Origin of the sequence: Hymenobacter monticola, from assembly GCF_022811645.1 — a bacterium.
GTDB classification, from domain to species: Bacteria; Bacteroidota; Bacteroidia; order Cytophagales; family Hymenobacteraceae; genus Hymenobacter; species Hymenobacter monticola.
Genome location: NZ_CP094534.1, coordinates 2,740,195 through 2,756,406, shown reverse-complemented (window position 1 = coordinate 2,756,406; position 16,212 = coordinate 2,740,195). Strand labels below are relative to the sequence as shown.

Below are 16,212 nucleotides of genomic sequence, written 5' to 3'. Positions count from 1 at the left end.
TCGGCCCGGGCGAACATCAATCGTTCGACGCGGACCGAAGCGGAGCTTCGGGGTACAAGTTCTGGCATCAGCAAGCGCTACAGCCCCGCCAACTCTTCCGAGAAGCCGCCGCTGAGGATGGGGAAGCGCAGCCAGGAGCGCGGGTCCACGTTGTAGTCATCGAGGTGGAAGCTGGGCGCGTACCGTTCGCGCTTCCACTGGTTGCGGCTCCAGAGGCTGTAGAAGCGGCGCACGTAGGTTTTCAGCTGTTCCTCGTCAAAGCCCGTGCCCTCGCCTTCCAGCATGGCCAGCACCTGCCGAGGGCTGAGGCGGTCGTAGAAGGCCAAGCGCTCAATGCGGTTGAGCAGGGTGTAGGGCATGAGGTCGCGCTCGTCGGTCTGCTTGTCTTCCAGCGGGCGCAGTTCGGCGGTGGGCTGCAGGGCGTTCACGTGGCGCAGAGCGGTGTAGCCCAGCTCGGTCTCGGCCCAGCGCAGCCATTTTTTCACAAAGTCTTTGTCGACGCCCGCAATGGGCGAGATGCTACCGGCCGTGTCGCCGTCCATGGTGCAGTAGCCCACGCTGGCTTCGGAGCGGTTGGAAGTGGTGATGAGCAGGCAGTTCTGCACGTTGGCCAGCAGCCAGATAGCGGGGGCCCGCACCCGCGCCTGGATGTTTTGCAAGGCCAGGTCGTCGGTTTTCCAGGTCAGTTCCCGGCCCAGCGCGCCCTGAATCTTGCCCACGTAGCCCGTCACCTCCTCGTCGATGGTCCAGTTATAGAACCGCGCCCCAATGCTGTCGGCCAATTCTTTAGCCGAGTTGAAAGTATCGTCCGAAGAATTGACGGTGCCCTGATAGGCACAGGTGAGCAGCTGTTGCACCAGTTGCTGGTTAGAACTCAGAGTGCTTTCCGGCGCCGGGCTTTCCACCACTTGCTCAGCCTTGCCGCCGGCGCCCTCCTGCTTCACGGTTTCGGCCGTGGCTGGGAAGCAGCCGCTGCGGCGCTTGAACTCGTCCAGCCCCAGTTCTTCCACACCCAGGCGCACCATTTCGGCCACGCCCACGGCACAGAAGCAGGAGTCGGCCCCGCCGCTCAGGCTCAGCACGAAGCCGCGGCTGCGCGCCTTGCGCAGGTAGTCGAACAAGCCCAGGCTCATGGCTTGGTTCAACTCCTTGTACTCGTCGGGCGCCGGCAGCGGCACAATTTCCTCGGCGTGTAGCAGTTCGGCCGAAAAGTCCACGTCCGCCCACTCCAAATCCACTTCCTTGAAGCTCAGCAGCTGGTTGCGCTTCAGCAAGTGCCCGTTGCGTGCCACCAGAATTTCGCCGTCGAAAATGATGCGGCCGGCCTCGTTGCCCAGCAGGTTGGCGTAGAGGTAGGTGCAGTCGAACGTGCGCGAAGCCTTCATCACTAACTGGTAGCGCACGTCGGTTTTGCTCATGGCAAAGTGGCTGGCCGAGGGGTTCACAATCAAATCGACCTTGCCCATGAGCCGGCAGGCGGGCCGCACGTTATCAGCCCGCCAGGCATCCTCACATATCTCGAAGCCGAAGCGCACGCCTTCGTGCTCAAAAATGAGGTCGCCCAGCGGCCAGGTTTCGCCGTCGCAGGTCACCGTGGTTTGCTCGCCGGCCAGCCAGGGCACAAAGAAGCGCGTCTCGTAGTGCACCCCGTCGTTGGCCAGAAACTGCTTGGCGGCAAAACCCAGAATCTGCCCGTCGCGCAGCACCGCGGCCGTGTTATAGGTGCGGTGGTTCAGGCGCACCGGCAGCCCCACCGTCACGCAGATGCCCTGCGTCCATTCCCGCACCTGCTGCAGGTGCGTCAGCGCCGACTCCGGCATCCAGTCACTCAAAAACAGGTCTTCGCAGGCGTAGCCCGTCAGGCACAGCTCGGGCAGGCACAGCAGTTGCACGCCGGCCGCTTTGGCCTGCTCAATGGCCGTTTTGATGTTGCGAAGGTTGTTTTCCCAATCAATGGGAATCTGGTTGAGGGCGGCTCCGGCAATGCGCATCAGGAGGGTTGAGTTTTAAATGTTGAGGGTTGAGTGAGGTCAATCAAACACTTCAATAGTAGCAACGGGAGCAAAGCCACATGGTTTTTATCGAAGCAGCACTTTCTCCGCATACCAGCTATTTCGCGCCAAAAGCTCACTCAACATTCAACCCTCAAAACTCAACACTGTTCTAAGCTACTCCCAGCTCCGCCAGCGCCCGCTCGGCGGCCAGCTGCTCTGCCTGCTTCTTGCTCAGGCCCATGCCCGTGGCAATGACCTCCTCGTTCAACAGCACAGTGGCCGTAAACTCCATCGCGCCGCCCGGCCGGGCCTCGCCGGTGATGTCGTAGCGCAGGGCTTTGCCTTGGCGCTGCGCCCATTCCACGAGCTTGCTCTTGAAGTTGGCCGTGGTCGTCGTGAGCGTGTGCACGTCCACAAACCCTTTCACCAGGCGCGTGAGCACAAACTTCCGGGCCGATTTATAGCCCAAATCCAGGTACACCGCGCCCACCAAGGCCTCCAGCGCATTGCCGTTCACGGAGCGCGAGCGGGCGGCGCGGCCCTGCCCCGTGTCCAGCTGTACCAGCTTATCAAGGCCTAGCTTAAGGGCGATGTTGTTCAGGCTTTCGCGGTTCACGATGCGCGAGCGCACCTCCGTCAGAAAGCCCTCCTGCTCGTAGGGGTATTTCTTAAACAGATACTCGGCCACCACCGTGCCCAGCACCGCATCGCCGAGAAACTCCAGCCGCTCATTGGTTTGGTGGCGCCCCATGGCCGGTTGCTGACGCACCGCCGAGGAGTGCGTAAACGCCAGCCGGTACAGCTTGGCGTTCTTGGGCGTCTGGCCCGTCACCGTCGCCACGGCCTGCCGAAACGCCTTATCAGAAGCAAAAAAACGGGAAACGAAACCGAGCAAGGGAAAGGAAAATTAGATTTTGGTAGAAAAATTTGGCAGAAAAGTAACGCCAAAAAAGAACGTCATGCTGAGCGCAGCCGAAGCATCTCTACCGCAATACTAATTCAATTGAGAGAATTACTTGCGCGGTAGAGATGCTTCGGCTGCGCTCAGCATGACGCCCCTTTTAATTCGAATGCAAGGCCTACAGCTTGCGGAAAATAACCGACGTGTTGTGCCCGCCGAAGCCGAAGGTGTTGCTCATGGCCACGCGCACGTCGCGCTCCTGCGCCACGTTCGGCGTGAAGTTGAGCGCCTGGTTGATTTCCGGGTCGGGCGTGTGCAGGTTGATGGTGGGCGGCACCAGGCCGTGCTGCATGGCCAGCAGGCAAGCCACGGCTTCCACACCGCCGGCACCGCCCAGCAGGTGGCCGGTCATGCTTTTGGTCGAGGAGATGTTCAGCTTCGGAGCGTGCTCGCCAAACACCTGCTCAATGGCCTTGATTTCGGCGCCGTCGCCCAGCGGGGTGCTGGTGCCGTGGGTGTTGATGTAGTCCACGTCTTCGGGCTGAATGCCGGCGTCACGCAGGGCGTTCTGCATCACCAGCACCACGCCGCTGCCAGTGGGGTCCGGCGCAGTGATGTGGTAAGCGTCCGACGACATGCCGCCGCCAATCAGCTCGGCGTAAATTTTGGCGCCGCGGGCCTTGGCGTGCTCGTACTCTTCGAGCACCAGCGCGCCGGCACCTTCGCCCAGCACGAAACCGTCGCGGTCCTTGTCGTAGGGTCGCGAGGCCGAGGCTGGGTCGTCGTTGCGCTCGCTCATGGCCTTGAGGGCGTTGAAGCCGCCCACGCCCGATTCGGTGATGGCCGCTTCGGAGCCGCCGGTCACCATCACGTCGGCCAGGCCGAGGCGGATGTTGTTGAAGGCTGCGATGATGGAGTCGTTCGACGAGGCACAGGCTGAGGTCGTCACGAAGTTCGGACCGCGGAAGCCGTTCTTGATGCTGATGTTGCCCGACGCGGAGTCGGCAATCATTCGCGGAATGAAGAAGGGCGAGTAGCGGGGCGTGCCGTCGCCGCGCTCAAACTGGAAGCATTCTTCCTGCAGCGACTTCAGGCCACCGATGCCGGAGCCCCAAATCACGCCCACCCGGTCTTTGTTCACACCACTTTCCAGCAGGCCCGAGTCGGCAATGGCCTCATCGGCGGCAATGACGCCGAACTGGGTGAACAAGTCCATTTTGCGGCCTTCCTTGCGGTCGAAGTAGGTATCCGGATTGTAATCCTTTACCTCGCAGGCAAAACGGGTTTTGAATTTGGTGGGGTCGAAGCGGGTGATGGTGGCCGCGCCGCTGGTACCCGCGCGCAGGCCTTCCCAATAAGCGGGGGCGGTGTTGCCCAGGGGCGTGATGGCCCCGAGGCCGGTGACAACAACCCGTCGGATGGACGTCATACTAAGTTAGCGCCAGCGGCGCGAAAGATGAAGCGGGATAAAACAGCAAAACCGGCCGGCGGCGGGCCGGCCGGTATGCGCAGAACGAGGGTCATGCCGCGCGAAAGCAAAAAATCAGCGTAAAGGCTACAACTCAAATTTCTCGCTTCGCGGGATGAAATGGGTACTACTTGGCGTGCTCTTCGAGGTAGCTGATGGCTTGGCCCACGGTGCCGATGTTCTCGGCCTGGTCGTCGGGGATGCTCACGTTGAACTCCTTTTCGAACTCCATGATGAGCTCAACGGTATCCAGCGAGTCAGCACCCAGGTCGTTGGTGAAGCTTGCTTCCGGAGTTACCTCCGAGGCTTCAACGCCCAGTTTGTCAATAATAATGGCCTTTACTTTTTCTGCGATTTCAGACATCTCCGTGGGGGGTTTAAGGAAAACTATGGCACAAAGTAACGAGAGAATTTTCATCTAACCCACGGCGGGGCTTTTCATTTGCGGGTACAACATTATGGCCGCGCGGCTGGCAAGGGGCCCCGGCGGGCCGTAGCTTTGCCCCTGCCCGCCCCGCGGGTGCCCTTTTGGCGGCTCCTATGAAGACCTTCACCCTCGACGTTGACTACGAGTGCGACTTTGCCCTGTTTGGGCTGGTGAGCAGCACCCGCGACTACACCCTGGCCTGGACGCTGAACCGCGCCCTGCGCCTGCGCCTCGTGCGGCAGCCCGAGCTGCTGCTGAACCTGCTCAGCCGCGGCCGGCTGGTGTTCACGCACTACCTGCACGCCACCGAGGCCCTCACCTTCCGGCTGCTGCGCAACCGCTCGGTAGACCCCTCGAACCTGAAAAAGCCCTTCCTGGCTCCCGACATCAAGGAATACGACTACCTGCTGGCCGTGAGCAACGGCACCGGCGCCCTCGCCGACGATGCCCTGCTCGAACGCCTCGCCGCCCTCGACGCCGTGCAGTACGTCTGCCAATTCGACCCAAATTCGCTCAAATACAAGGAGAATCTGATTCTGTAAGGACTGAATGATATTCCAGGTCAAAACTTTACCTGGCGGTAACAGCAGCAGGAATACCTTTCATCGTATTGAGCAAACGTTTTCATATCAACTGCCCACTTCGAATAGGCAGTTTCATTTAATTAAACGACTTTTGCGCTGGCGGGCCTTCCGGTTTACCCCTGCAGGCCTCATTTACGCGTATTCTCATTCAATTTAGCCTTCGGCGAAATGTCCTCTCCTCAATTTCAAGGAGGGGAGTTTTTTTGTTCTGCTAGCTAGTTTCCGACGACTCCCGCATGGAAAATCATCCCGTTTTCAACAAGACCAAAATCGTGGCCACGGTGGGCCCCGCTTCCAACACCTACGAGCGCCTCGGCATGCTCATGCGCGAAGGCGTAGATGTGTTTCGCCTCAACTTTTCGCACGGCTCCTACGAGGACCATCTCTCGGTCATCAACACGGTGCGGCGGCTAAACAAGGACATGAAAACGTCGGTGGGTTTGCTGCAGGACTTGCAGGGCCCCAAAATCCGCCTCGGCGAGGTCGAAGGCGGCGGGGTCGAAATCAAGGCCGGCGACAAGCTGAAGCTGGTGTGCGGCGAGAAGGAAATCAGCACGGCCACGCGCCTGAGCACCATTTATCTGGGCCTGGCCCGCGACGTGAAGGCCGGCGACATGATTCTGATTGACGACGGCAAGATTGAGCTGAAAGTGCTGGCCACCGACCGCGACCAGGAAGTGGACGTGGAGGTGGTGTACGGCGGCCTGGTGAAGCCCCGCAAGGGCATCAATCTGCCCGATTCCGAGGTGTCGGCCCCGAGCATGACCGAAAAGGACATTGAGGACCTGAAATTCGGCCTGGAGCACGACGTGGACTGGGTGGCGCTGAGCTTCGCTCGCAAGGCCGACGACATTCGCTTCATCAAAAACCTGATTGCCGAGGCGGGCAAAAACACCCGCGTGGTGGCCAAGATTGAGACGCCCGACGGCCTTCGCAACATCGACGAAATCATTGCCCTCACCGACGCCGTGATGGTGGCCCGCGGCGACCTCGGCGTGGAAGTGAAGATGGAGGAGGTGCCCATGGCCCAGAAGATGATTATTGCCAAGTGCAATGCCGCTGGCAAGCCCGTCATCGTGGCCACCCAGATGATGGAATCGATGATTACGGCGCCCCGACCCACCCGCGCCGAAACCAGCGACGTGGCCAACGCTGTGCTCGACGGCGCCGACGCCGTGATGCTTTCGGCCGAAACCGCCGTGGGTGCCTACCCGGCCGAGGTGATTCGCTCGATGGTGGGCACCATCCTGAGCGTGGAAAGCCGCAGCCCGCAGCTCTTCCACAAATGGTGGCCCGTGCGGCCCGACATGCCAAACTTCATGGCCGACAGCATCCTGTCAGCCTCTTGCCACTTGGCCAAAAACACCGGCGCCAAGGCCCTCACCGGCATGACGCACCACGGTTACACAGCCTTCCAGTTGGCCAAGTACCGTCCCAAAGCCGACATCTTCATCTTCACCGACAACCGCCCGTTGCTCACGGTGCTGAGCCTGGTGTGGGGTGTGCGCGCGTTTTACTACGACCGCCTCATCAGCACCGACAGCACCATCACCGACATCCGCTACGTGCTGACCACCACCGGCCACCTCGAAGCTGGCGACGTGTTCATCACCACCGGCTCGATGCCTTTGCAAGACAAAGGCAAAGCCAACATGGTGAAAGTGAGCATTGCTTAAATTGCTCAACGTGATAAATAAAAAAGCCCCCGCAGCCAGTGCTGCGGGGGCTTTTTCTTGTTGTCTAGTTATTCGTGGGTGAGCTTCCAGGTGGCGGTGCTGCCTTCGCCGCCGCTCAGGTGTAGCAGGTAGAGGCCGGCGGGTTGTCCGGCCAATGGCACGGTCAGCGCGGTTTGGCTGGCGGGCACGGGGGACTGCCATACGGTGCGGCCCAGCGCGTCGGTCAGGCGCAGGGTTTGGCCGGCGCGGGCGGGCTGGGCCAGGGTGAGCGTGGCGGCTTCGGTGGCGGGATTGGGGTGCAGCGTGGCCAGCGCGGCGGCTTGGGCGGCGCGGGTGGGCAGCATGTTGACAAAACCTTGCGGCGTACCGCATACGCGAACACCCCCGTTTACCGTGCGGCGCGAGTAAACTAGTCCTAGCAGCTCTTCTTGTGTGGTGGTGAAACCAGGCGAAAAGCTATACTGCCAAGCGGCATAATCTACTCCGGGTTGATAAATGGCCGCGCTTGCATTTGACGCGTTGCGCCAATAGTAAGGGGTGTAGCTGATACGCTCGGCACTACAAGTACTACCACCCGCGCCGCTGATGGGCATTCCCACCAACAGATAGGAGCCGTAAGTACTGCCCGAACCACCCGCAACGTATTCGTTGGTCAGCAAACGCAACGCCCCTAATTGCATTCTGGCGCCCCCCGGCTGCCATTGATTGCCCGCCAGTGCCACCGCCCATCGGTTGATAGTAATGGGGGAATAATTTATTGACGCCCCTCCGGAGCAAATACCCGCGTACCCAAAACTCTGGCTGCGGTGCTGCTCCTGGTAAGTAATGATTAGGCTGTCGGCGGTCAGCCGCCGTGTTAGGATGCGCCGCAGCATCTTGTGGTCGACGCACGGGATGAGACTCATAAAAAAATCCTCGTTATACCCAAACTCGTCGCCTGGCTGTACATCGAACAGCGGCAACGGATTATAAATCGATTGCTCAAACCGAGCCGGCAGATACGCCTGCTCCAGGGGAACACCCGTAGCACCGCCCAGCCACTGCGGCGCCGTCAGCAGGCCGTAGCGCCGGCTGAGCCGGATGGTGCTCGTGGTGCCCGAAGCCACCACGTTAATCACCACCACTGTGTCCTGCACGCCCGGGCGGATGGTTTGCCAGCTACGACTGACCACGGTGGCCGTTCGCAAGGGCTGGCTGCTGGCGTTCCAGGTGCTGCCCACGGCCGCTCGGGGAAACAATTCGAGGCTGACGGCCACTTGCACGTTGGGTTGGGCCAAAGCTTCCAGCGTGTAGCTGGCTTGCCCGGGCCGCCAACGCATCTGGGCCCCTAACAGATTATTCCGGCTTTTCACCCAGCCCCCCAGAACAGGCATGGCGGTGGCGTACCTCAGGCACCTATTGAATGCGTAGACCGAGTCGCCACTGGCTGTAGCGAAAGCAGAATCGACCCGCAGGGTATTGACAAGGTTGGCATTGCTAGCCGAGGTTTCCCGAAAGGCATAAATCAGCCCCGGCCGAAACGGCCGCCAAAACTGTTGAGCGTGGGCGCCAAAACCCAAGGTTAATAACGAGGCAGTCAGCAGGGGCCGCAGCCAGCGGTAGGTGTGTTTCATGCTTTCAGAGCAGTTAGCGGTGGAAAAGTGCCTTAAGGTACACATTCCAATGGGCTTGCCAACTACTGCGCCCAGCGAAACGCAAGAAGCCCCGCACGTTTCCGAGCGAGGCTTCTGTGATGAGCGGAAGACCAGACCTTGGGGCGGCGCAGTCTGGCCTTCCTAGACTCGTAGTCGCACTAGAGCGCGTTAACGAGTTTTGTCAGCTTGCTTTTGTTGTTAGCAGCTTTGTTCTTGTGGATGATGTTCTTCTTGGCCAGACGGTCCAGCATCGAAGTCACCTTCTTCAGCAGCTCCTGAGCAGCCGTTTTGTCGGTTGTCGTGCGCAGCTTCTTGATAGCGGTGCGGGTGGATTTGTGCTGGTAACGGTTCAACACGCGCTTGGCTTCGTTGCTGCGGATGCGTTTGAGGGCCGACTTATGGTTTGCCATGAGCAGGAGATATATTAAAGCTTTATGCTTGAGTTCTGTGTTTGGGAGGGCAAAGGTACGAATCTGTCTGACAAATTCAAACCCCTAAGAAAAAGATATTGAAACCCCCACCCGGTATGAATTGCAGAAAGGTAGCTGCAGTGTTTTCCCTTTGTGGCAGCAATTGCTGCTAACTCAAATTACCAGAGGGCCACATAAGGCCTCAATCTTTGGCAAAAAGCTATCTAAGTAAAAATTGAGAAGTGAGGGGATTGCGAACTGATGGCCAGACGTTCGTCGCCGCGAGCAAAGATTTTGTGACGAACGTTCCTACTGTAGGTTACGCTCGGCAAACAAGCGGCGAGGCAGCCGCACGAAGCAGTCGTTAGCGTAATCGAGTTTGACCACTTGCAGGCTGATGTTTGGAAGGTAGCCGCCAGAGAGGGTACCTGGCCGGTGTAGCCCTGAACGGCTTAAGCTAGGCCTAGCTGTTGATACTTCTTAGGCCAATGCGCTGACGGGGACCTGGTCTTGTTCGTTGGCGGGCGTGAATGGGGCCGCCAGTGGGCGGCTGAGTGTATAGAGGACCACGTGGCCCTCTGCGCCGCTTGGGCACGCCCCAATAGGCCTAGCGGCTGCTTTTGCTTAGAGACTCGTCCTTACCGACGGCTTATAGTAACTGTGAGTCGGCAATGTCACCAACCGGGCATCTGGGCCAACGGCCTGCTCAAAGACCAATTCCTGTTTATACTACCCGAAGACCAAATAAGGCCGCCCGGCACACCTTAAACCGGACGCCTTACAACGAAGAATATCCGCATTTAGCGCTGGACTGCCTAAGGTCCAATCGAGTTCGCAGTCAAGAAAAAAACCCCGTCAGAAAATCTGAGCGGGGTTCTTACGTCATTCCGGCCAGTCAAGGGTCAGATAGAACGAGCAGTTTTAGCAACCTGAACTGATTTAGGCAGCTCCTTTATTTCCGGACAGTAGCGCCAGGATACTAATATTGGTCTTTGCTAACGTACTGTTTCACTACCATTTTGCCACTGGCATCAAGTGTAGCAACGCTTTCATATACATGAGCACCATAAGGGAATGTGCTGGTATAAGGCGTAGCATACCCACCTACAGGGAAGGTTCCTGCGGCAAGAGTACCTTTATATACATGCATTGACCCTTTGCCAGTGCCCTGAACTTTGGTCAGTTCCAACCAAGCATTCGGGTAGCCGTTGAGCCCCGTTGCAATGGCCCCATGTTCGTATGACTGACCTACTACACCATTGGGATAGAAAGTTTCAGGACGAGCATCTTTTGCCACGCTGGTTGCTGACAGAGGAGCAACTGAATCAGAGGTTTTCTCGCAGGAAGAAGCAAGAAAAGAGCCGGTAACCAAAGCTACCAAAGTGAGTGTGTTAAGCGTCTTCATAATTTTATGATTGTGCTGCGGGGTGAATTGATTGTGATTTTTGATGAAACAAATGTATTAAATTATTTGTTATATTACAATACTTATTGTGAATATTATAATAATAATCATATAATAAATAAAAAATCGTAGAATAATTATATAACAATTTCAACTTTCGATGGGATTATCGTTTTTTTTGATAGAACTTACTGCTATGCATCACCGGGTGACGCATCTATGTTCGCCTTCGGCTATCCACCTCAAAAGCATAAGCTGGCTCGGCAATTGCTAAGGCAGCGTCTTAGCTTAATCGTTTTGGAGTTGCTTCAAGAGACTGTCCTAAGTCAGCCACCATGTCGCCTATGCCCGATGCATAGCAGCAACGCCACTCAGGCGTGGGCTACCTCGCCCCACCCCCTTCAAAACCTGTCTTCAAATGAGTTCTTGACCATGTTTTGCTTAGCTAAAACATCTCAGAACTGGACGGGGTAGTCGAAAGAGCAAGGCTGAGGTGGTCGGGTAATTGTGGACAGAATAGGGTCTTATCTTTCGAACGTCATGAAAGACAGCCCCCACCTACCAAACGTCGGCGCTATGATGCTGCCTTCCGGGCCGAGGCCCTGCGCTTGGCCAGTGAAAGCCGCTCGACACAGGCCGCGGCGCGCGCCCTGAATATCGACCCCAAACGCATTTATAAGTGGCAAAAGGAAGCGCTTACGCCGGTGGCGGCTGCCCGCGGGGCGGAGTTGGACCCGGCCACGGCGGCTGAGTTGCGCCAACTGCGCGCCGCCAATCGGCGGCAGGCTTAGGAACTGGAAATTTTAAAAAAAGCCATTGCCAGCGCCTGCTTTACGCGCAGGCTCTCACAGACACCGGACCAATGAGCCGCTACCGTTTCATCGAGGCGCAACGCGACCATTATCCCGTGCGCCTGCTCTGCCAGTTGGTGGCGGTGCCGGCCAGCGGTTACTACGCGTGGCAACAAGCGCAACACCAAAAGGTAGCCCAGCGAGAGCCGGCTTGGGAAACTGCCCTGGTCAAGGCGTTTGGAGTGCATAAGCGCTGCTATGGGACGCGCAGGCTGCGCGTCAAACTGCGCCGCAAGGGCTACCGCGTGGGGCGGCAGCGGCTACGCACCGCCATGCGCCGCCGGAGCCTGCATGCGCTGCAACCCAAGGCCTTTACCCCGCGCACCACGGACTCGACCCACGGGCTGCGCTGCGCGCCGAACCGCCTGCTCGACCAGCTCAAGCCGACCCAGGCCAACCGGGTCTGGGTCAGCGATATCACCTACCTGCCGTTGGCCAACGGCGACTGGGCCTACCTGTGCTCTTTTCAGGACATGGCCAGTAAGCAAGTAGTGGGCTGGCAGGTCGGGGCTACCATGCCCGAAGAACTGGTGACCAGGGCCTTACAGTGAGCCTTTTGGTCGCAGCCGCCCACGTCGGACCTCGTCGTCCACGCCGACCGGGGCGGGCAGTACTGCGGCAACGCCTACCGCAAGCTGCTGCACGACCACCAGGCGCTACGCTCACAGAGCCGCCGGGGTGACTGCTACGATAATGCGCAGGCAGAGAGTTTGTGGTCGCGCTTCAAAACGGAGGTGCTCGAAGTCCGCGAGCGGCCCGTTTTCGCCGACCTAGCCGACGCCCAAGCCAGCGCCGCTGCCTATTTTCACTACTACAATCACGAGCGCCTGCATTCCAGCATCGACTACCAGACACCGTATCACACTCATCAACAGCTTCTTAAATTTAGTGCCCTAAACTGTCCAGCGTAACTAGACCACCTCAGCCTTACCCTGTACCTCTTTAGCAAGGCCTTTTTTACCCATCGCGTCCTCACAACGCTTTTATGTTATTTGCGCCATGCCCCTCGTTGCGCATTCGCACTACCAGCCGCCGTTCTATCAATTCAACGGCCATTTGCAAACCATTGTGCCTAGCCTATGGCGCACCGTGCCCGACGTGACCTACCAACGCGAGCGTTTGGAGCTACCCGATGGCGACTTCCTGGACTTAGACTGGAGCCGCCTGCCCGAGATGCGCCCCACCGACGGCCTCGCCATCGTGTCGCACGGCTTGGAGGGCGACGCTTCGCGGCCTTACGTGCGCGGCATGGTGCGCGCCCTCAACCAAGCCGGCTTCGATGCGCTGGCGTGGAACTACCGCAGCTGCGGCGGCGAAATGAACCGCCTGCTCCGCTCCTACCACCTCGGCGACACCGAGGACCTCGACACGGTGCTGCGCCACGCCTTGGCCACCGACCGCTACCACCGGGCCTACCTGCTGGGCTTCAGCGCGGGCGGCAACGTGACCTTGAAGTACCTGGGCGAAGATGCTAATCGCGTGCCTGGCGAAGTAGAGCGGGCAGCCGTATTTTCGGTACCGACAGATTTGCGGGCCAGTTCTATGCACATCGGCCGGCCCCAAAATCAGGTATACATGCGGCGCTTTCTGAAATCGCTGCGCCAGAAAATCAGAGACAAAGCCGCCCAGAACCCAGGCGAAGTCGATTTAGAGGGGTTGGAGGCGCTCCGCAATTTTCCGCAGTTCGACGACAAATACACCGCGCCCATGCACGGCTTCGACTCGGCCGATGCCTATTACCAATATGCCAGTTCGGGCCGCTACCTGAGCGGCATCCGAGTGCCCACGCTGCTGGTAAATGCGCAAAACGACCCGTTTCTGCCGGCTTCTTGCTTTCCGCGGGAGGTAGCGGCGCAGTCGCCTTATGTGTTTCTGGAAACACCGGCCGCAGGTGGGCACGTGGGCTTTGCGGAGAGCAACGGGGAATATTATTCAGAGCGCCGCGCGGTAGAATTTCTTACGGCCGAGGTACCGGGGTAATTAATGTTTTCGTCTGTCATTGCGAGCGGAGCGAAGCAATCTATCCTATCAAACCCAGACATATTCTTTTACCAGAAAGCCCCGGCACTGCGCAGTACCGGGGCTTTATCACATTATGGGGCTAGTCGCTGAGAACAGGACGGATTGCTTCGGCTCCGCCTCGCAATGACAGCCGCCTACCAAGGCCCCTCCCCTACTTGGCAGGCACGAAAACGACCTTCTTCGTTTCGAAAAATTCCTCCTGGTAAAAATCGCTCAAATCCGTCACTTTCGCCTTTAAACCTGACTCGGCAATTTCTTCTGCCAGGTCGCCGCCTTTGAGATAATACAGGCCTGAGCCCGCTGCGCCCTGGGGCTTGAAGCGGTGGGCAATCCAGGGGTGGAAGGTGGCGAGGCGGGCCACGGCGCGGCTCACCACGTAGTCAAACTTCTGGCGCACCTGCTCGGCGCGGGTTTGCTCGGCCGTCACGTTGTCGAGGCCCAAGGCAGCGGCCATGAACTGCACGGCGCGGATTTTCTTGCCGATGCTGTCCACCAAGTGAAAATGAACTTCGGGGAACATGATGGCCAGCGGCAGGCCGGGCAGGCCGCCGCCGGTACCCACATCCAGTACGGCGCTGCCTTTAGGGAATTGAACGACCTTGGCGATGCCCAGCGAGTGCAGCACGTGGCGCTCCACGAAATTGTCCATGTCGGTACGCGACACGAGGTTGATGGCTTCGTTGGTGGCCCGGAATTCGGTTTCGAGCTGCTGGAAAAGCTGGAGCTGCCGGGGCGTGAGCGCGGGGAAGTGGTGCTGCAAAAGATTCATGGGTGCAAAGGTGCACGGCGCGCGCCGGATGGCACGAGTACCCCGAAGCTCCTGCTTCGGCTCGCGTCTGCATCGTTCAACGGGCCGAAGCAGGAGCTTCGGGGTACTCGCGCCATCCGATTCCTAACACCAACAAAAAAGCCCCGACTCGCAGCGGGGCTTTTTTATGATTAAATAATCTGCTTGGTGTGCTTCACCATGTCATAGAGCAGCTCGCGGGCGCGGTGCAGCTGGGCTTTCACGGTGCCGAGGGGGGCTTTGAGCTCGGTGGCGATTTCTTCGTAGCTGAGCTCATCGAAATAGCGCAGCGAAACGAGGCGCTGGTACTTATCGGGCAGGCGCGACACCACGTGGCGCATGATTTCGATTTTCTGGTTGCGCACGGCGTGCTCGGCCGGGTTCAGGTCGTTGTCGCGGAAATCGATGGTGATTTCATCGCCGTTGTCGACCTTAATGGCCGAGTCAATCGACATGGTTTTGATTTTATTCTTGCGAATAAAGTCGATGCAGTTGTTGGTGGCAATGCGGAACAACCAAGTACTAAATGCATACTCGGGGTTGAACTTGTGCAGGTTCTTGAAGGCCTTGGCGAAGGCTTCGATGGTGAGGTCCTCGGCGTCGTCCTGGTTGCGCACCATCTTGAGCACCACGTGGTACACGGGCTTCTTGTAGATGTGCATCAGCTCGGCGTAAGCTTTCTCGTCGCCGTGGTCCACGGCGGCGCGAATCAGCTTGAAGTCGTGCTTGGCTTTGGCTGAGAACTGCTTTTGAATGTCTTGGTTGTTTACTTCCATCGAAGGGTGCGGTTGAGGAACAGCGAGATTCCCAGGGCCAGGTATTGAAAAAAATAAACCACGTCGAGCACCGGCAGGAGCCCGACGATTACGGGCTGCCCGAGCCGGCGGCTCAGACGGGCATACACGGCGCTCACGAACAAAGTCCGGAGAACCCATACCACCGCCAAAGGTACCCAATTGTTTGGGGAAAATGCTAGCGCGGCGGTGGCCAAATAGAACAACATATTGGCCAGCATAAACGTGCCGATGCGCAGACGGTCGGGCAGCCGGTAGGCCCGGCCGGCAGAGAGGTGCCGGCGTTTCTGGCGCCACCAGGCGCGCCAAGTGGCGGCGGGTTCGCTCAGGGTGTGGGCGCTGGGGTCGGCCACCACGGCCACGCGCTGGCCGTAGCGCACGGCGTCCTGCACCAGCAGGTCGTCGTCGCCGGAAAGCAGGCGCATGTGCGAGGCGTAGCCCTTGGTGGCGTTGAAGCAGGCGCGGGTGTAGGCCAGGTTGCGGCCCACGCCCATGTAGGGCCGGCCGCGCCAGGCAAAGCTGAGGTACTGCGCGCCGGTGAGCAGCGTTTCGTAGCGAATGAGCTGGTTGAGGAAGCCGGGCGCCTGGGTGTAGGCCGAAAAACCCAGCACCACGTCGGCCCCACTGCCCTGCGCAAAGCCGCGCTGCATGAGGCGCAGCCACTGGTTAGTAGCCGGAATACAGTCGGCGTCGGTGAAGAGCAGGCGAGCGTAGCGGGTGGTTTTGACGCCGAGCGTGAGGGCGTATTTCTTGGGAGCGAAGCCGCGCGGGGTGCGGGCCACGCTCACGAGGCGCACTTTTTCGTGGTAATACTGGGTGAGCTGCTGGGCGTAGAGGTAGGTATCGTCGTCGCTGCGGTCGTCGATGAGGACGATTTCGAAGCCGGCGGGGTAGTCTTGCTGCAGCAGCAGCGGCATGAGGCGGCGCAGGTTGTCGAGCTCGTTGTGGGCGCAGACCACGATGGAAACGGGCTCCGCATCGGGCCCGGGCGCGTCGGCGGGGGCTTCGAGGGGGCGCTGGGCGAAGGGCCAGAAATAATAAGCGGCGTAAAAAAGCTGCACTACCACGCATGCCAGCAGCAGCCAGAAAAACGGGGAAGTGGGTACGGGTATCGGCAAGGGAACGGCGGCGTGAATGGACCCGCAAAAGTACGGGACGCCGGGCGGCCGGGGTATCTTTGCGCTTTAGTTGTGTGCGTCTGTCATCCTGAACGCAGCGAAGGACCTTCTCACGTTTGTGTCGGTTGATTACTGCAAGCC

Annotated in this window: 16 protein-coding genes; 6 read left to right on the top strand and 10 right to left on the bottom strand. The window is 59.1% G+C overall.

Annotated features, from left to right (window positions below; genetic code table 11):
* Positions 1-77 precede the first annotated feature (77 nt).
* From nadE to MTP16_RS11505, 4 genes are all read right to left on the bottom strand, one after another.
* Complete coding sequence (gene nadE / locus MTP16_RS11520) at positions 78-1,991, bottom strand: NAD(+) synthase (RefSeq protein WP_243519867.1); 1,914 nt, start codon at positions 1,989-1,991, stop codon at positions 78-80.
* A 172-nt stretch (positions 1,992-2,163) separates the two neighbouring features.
* On the bottom strand, positions 2,164-2,889 hold the full coding sequence (gene rnc, locus MTP16_RS11515; RefSeq protein ID WP_243519865.1) for a ribonuclease III: 726 nt from the start codon (positions 2,887-2,889) through the stop codon (positions 2,164-2,166).
* A gap of 184 nt (positions 2,890-3,073) precedes the next feature.
* Positions 3,074-4,324, bottom strand: a complete 1,251-nt coding sequence (fabF, locus tag MTP16_RS11510) for a beta-ketoacyl-ACP synthase II (protein WP_243519863.1) — start codon at positions 4,322-4,324, stop codon at positions 3,074-3,076.
* Positions 4,325-4,490: 166 nt separating this feature from the next.
* Complete coding sequence (locus tag MTP16_RS11505) at positions 4,491-4,727, bottom strand: acyl carrier protein (RefSeq protein WP_019948606.1); 237 nt, start codon at positions 4,725-4,727, stop codon at positions 4,491-4,493.
* Between the two features lie 176 nt (positions 4,728-4,903).
* Here MTP16_RS11505 and MTP16_RS11500 point away from each other — a divergent pair, with 176 nt between their 5' ends.
* Both MTP16_RS11500 and pyk read left to right on the top strand, forming a co-directional pair.
* Complete coding sequence (locus MTP16_RS11500) at positions 4,904-5,332, top strand: IPExxxVDY family protein (protein WP_243519861.1); 429 nt, start codon at positions 4,904-4,906, stop codon at positions 5,330-5,332.
* Positions 5,333-5,610: 278 nt separating this feature from the next.
* On the top strand, positions 5,611-7,050 hold the full coding sequence (gene pyk, locus MTP16_RS11495) for a pyruvate kinase (protein ID WP_243519859.1): 1,440 nt from the start codon (positions 5,611-5,613) through the stop codon (positions 7,048-7,050).
* A 68-nt stretch (positions 7,051-7,118) separates the two neighbouring features.
* Here the strand turns inward: pyk and MTP16_RS25890 are convergent, their stop codons facing one another.
* The 3 genes from MTP16_RS25890 to MTP16_RS11480 form a co-directional block, all read right to left on the bottom strand.
* Positions 7,119-8,663, bottom strand: coding sequence for a T9SS type A sorting domain-containing protein (locus MTP16_RS25890; RefSeq protein WP_262922672.1), 1,545 nt, complete (start codon positions 8,661-8,663; stop codon positions 7,119-7,121).
* A 179-nt stretch (positions 8,664-8,842) separates the two neighbouring features.
* Entirely contained in the window at positions 8,843-9,094 is a 252-nt protein-coding gene (gene rpsT / locus MTP16_RS11485) for a 30S ribosomal protein S20 (protein WP_168674786.1), read from the bottom strand.
* 979 nt (positions 9,095-10,073) lie between these two features.
* The gene (locus MTP16_RS11480) at positions 10,074-10,499 is read right to left on the bottom strand and encodes a hypothetical protein (protein ID WP_243519857.1); all 426 of its coding nucleotides are present in this window, start codon (positions 10,497-10,499) and stop codon (positions 10,074-10,076) included.
* 452 nt (positions 10,500-10,951) lie between these two features.
* On the opposite strand from MTP16_RS11480, the gene MTP16_RS25885 reads away from it, so the two are divergent.
* From MTP16_RS25885 to MTP16_RS11465, 4 genes are all read left to right on the top strand, one after another.
* Positions 10,952-11,290 carry a transposase gene (locus MTP16_RS25885; protein WP_317244108.1) on the top strand — a complete coding sequence of 113 codons (339 nt, stop codon included), beginning with the start codon at positions 10,952-10,954 and terminating at the stop codon, positions 11,288-11,290.
* 35 nt (positions 11,291-11,325) lie between these two features.
* Entirely contained in the window at positions 11,326-11,901 is a 576-nt protein-coding gene (locus MTP16_RS11470) for an IS3 family transposase (protein ID WP_262922677.1), read from the top strand.
* 84 nt (positions 11,902-11,985) lie between these two features.
* Positions 11,986-12,261 (top strand): integrase core domain-containing protein, encoded by a 276-nt coding sequence (locus MTP16_RS26095; protein WP_380286270.1) that lies wholly within the window; start codon positions 11,986-11,988, stop codon positions 12,259-12,261.
* Between the two features lie 88 nt (positions 12,262-12,349).
* Positions 12,350-13,330 (top strand): YheT family hydrolase, encoded by a 981-nt coding sequence (locus MTP16_RS11465; protein WP_243519851.1) that lies wholly within the window; start codon positions 12,350-12,352, stop codon positions 13,328-13,330.
* 193 nt (positions 13,331-13,523) lie between these two features.
* Here MTP16_RS11465 and rsmG read toward each other — a convergent pair whose 3' ends face one another.
* The 3 genes from rsmG to MTP16_RS11450 form a co-directional block, all read right to left on the bottom strand.
* Positions 13,524-14,141 (bottom strand): 16S rRNA (guanine(527)-N(7))-methyltransferase RsmG, encoded by a 618-nt coding sequence (rsmG, locus tag MTP16_RS11460; protein WP_243519849.1) that lies wholly within the window; start codon positions 14,139-14,141, stop codon positions 13,524-13,526.
* Positions 14,142-14,311: 170 nt separating this feature from the next.
* Positions 14,312-14,935, bottom strand: a complete 624-nt coding sequence (locus MTP16_RS11455) for an RNA polymerase sigma factor (RefSeq protein ID WP_243519847.1) — start codon at positions 14,933-14,935, stop codon at positions 14,312-14,314.
* Entirely contained in the window at positions 14,926-16,071 is a 1,146-nt protein-coding gene (locus MTP16_RS11450; protein ID WP_243519845.1) for a glycosyltransferase, read from the bottom strand. Before MTP16_RS11450 ends, MTP16_RS11455 begins: the two co-directional genes overlap by 10 nt.
* Between the last annotated feature and the right edge of the window lie 141 nt (positions 16,072-16,212).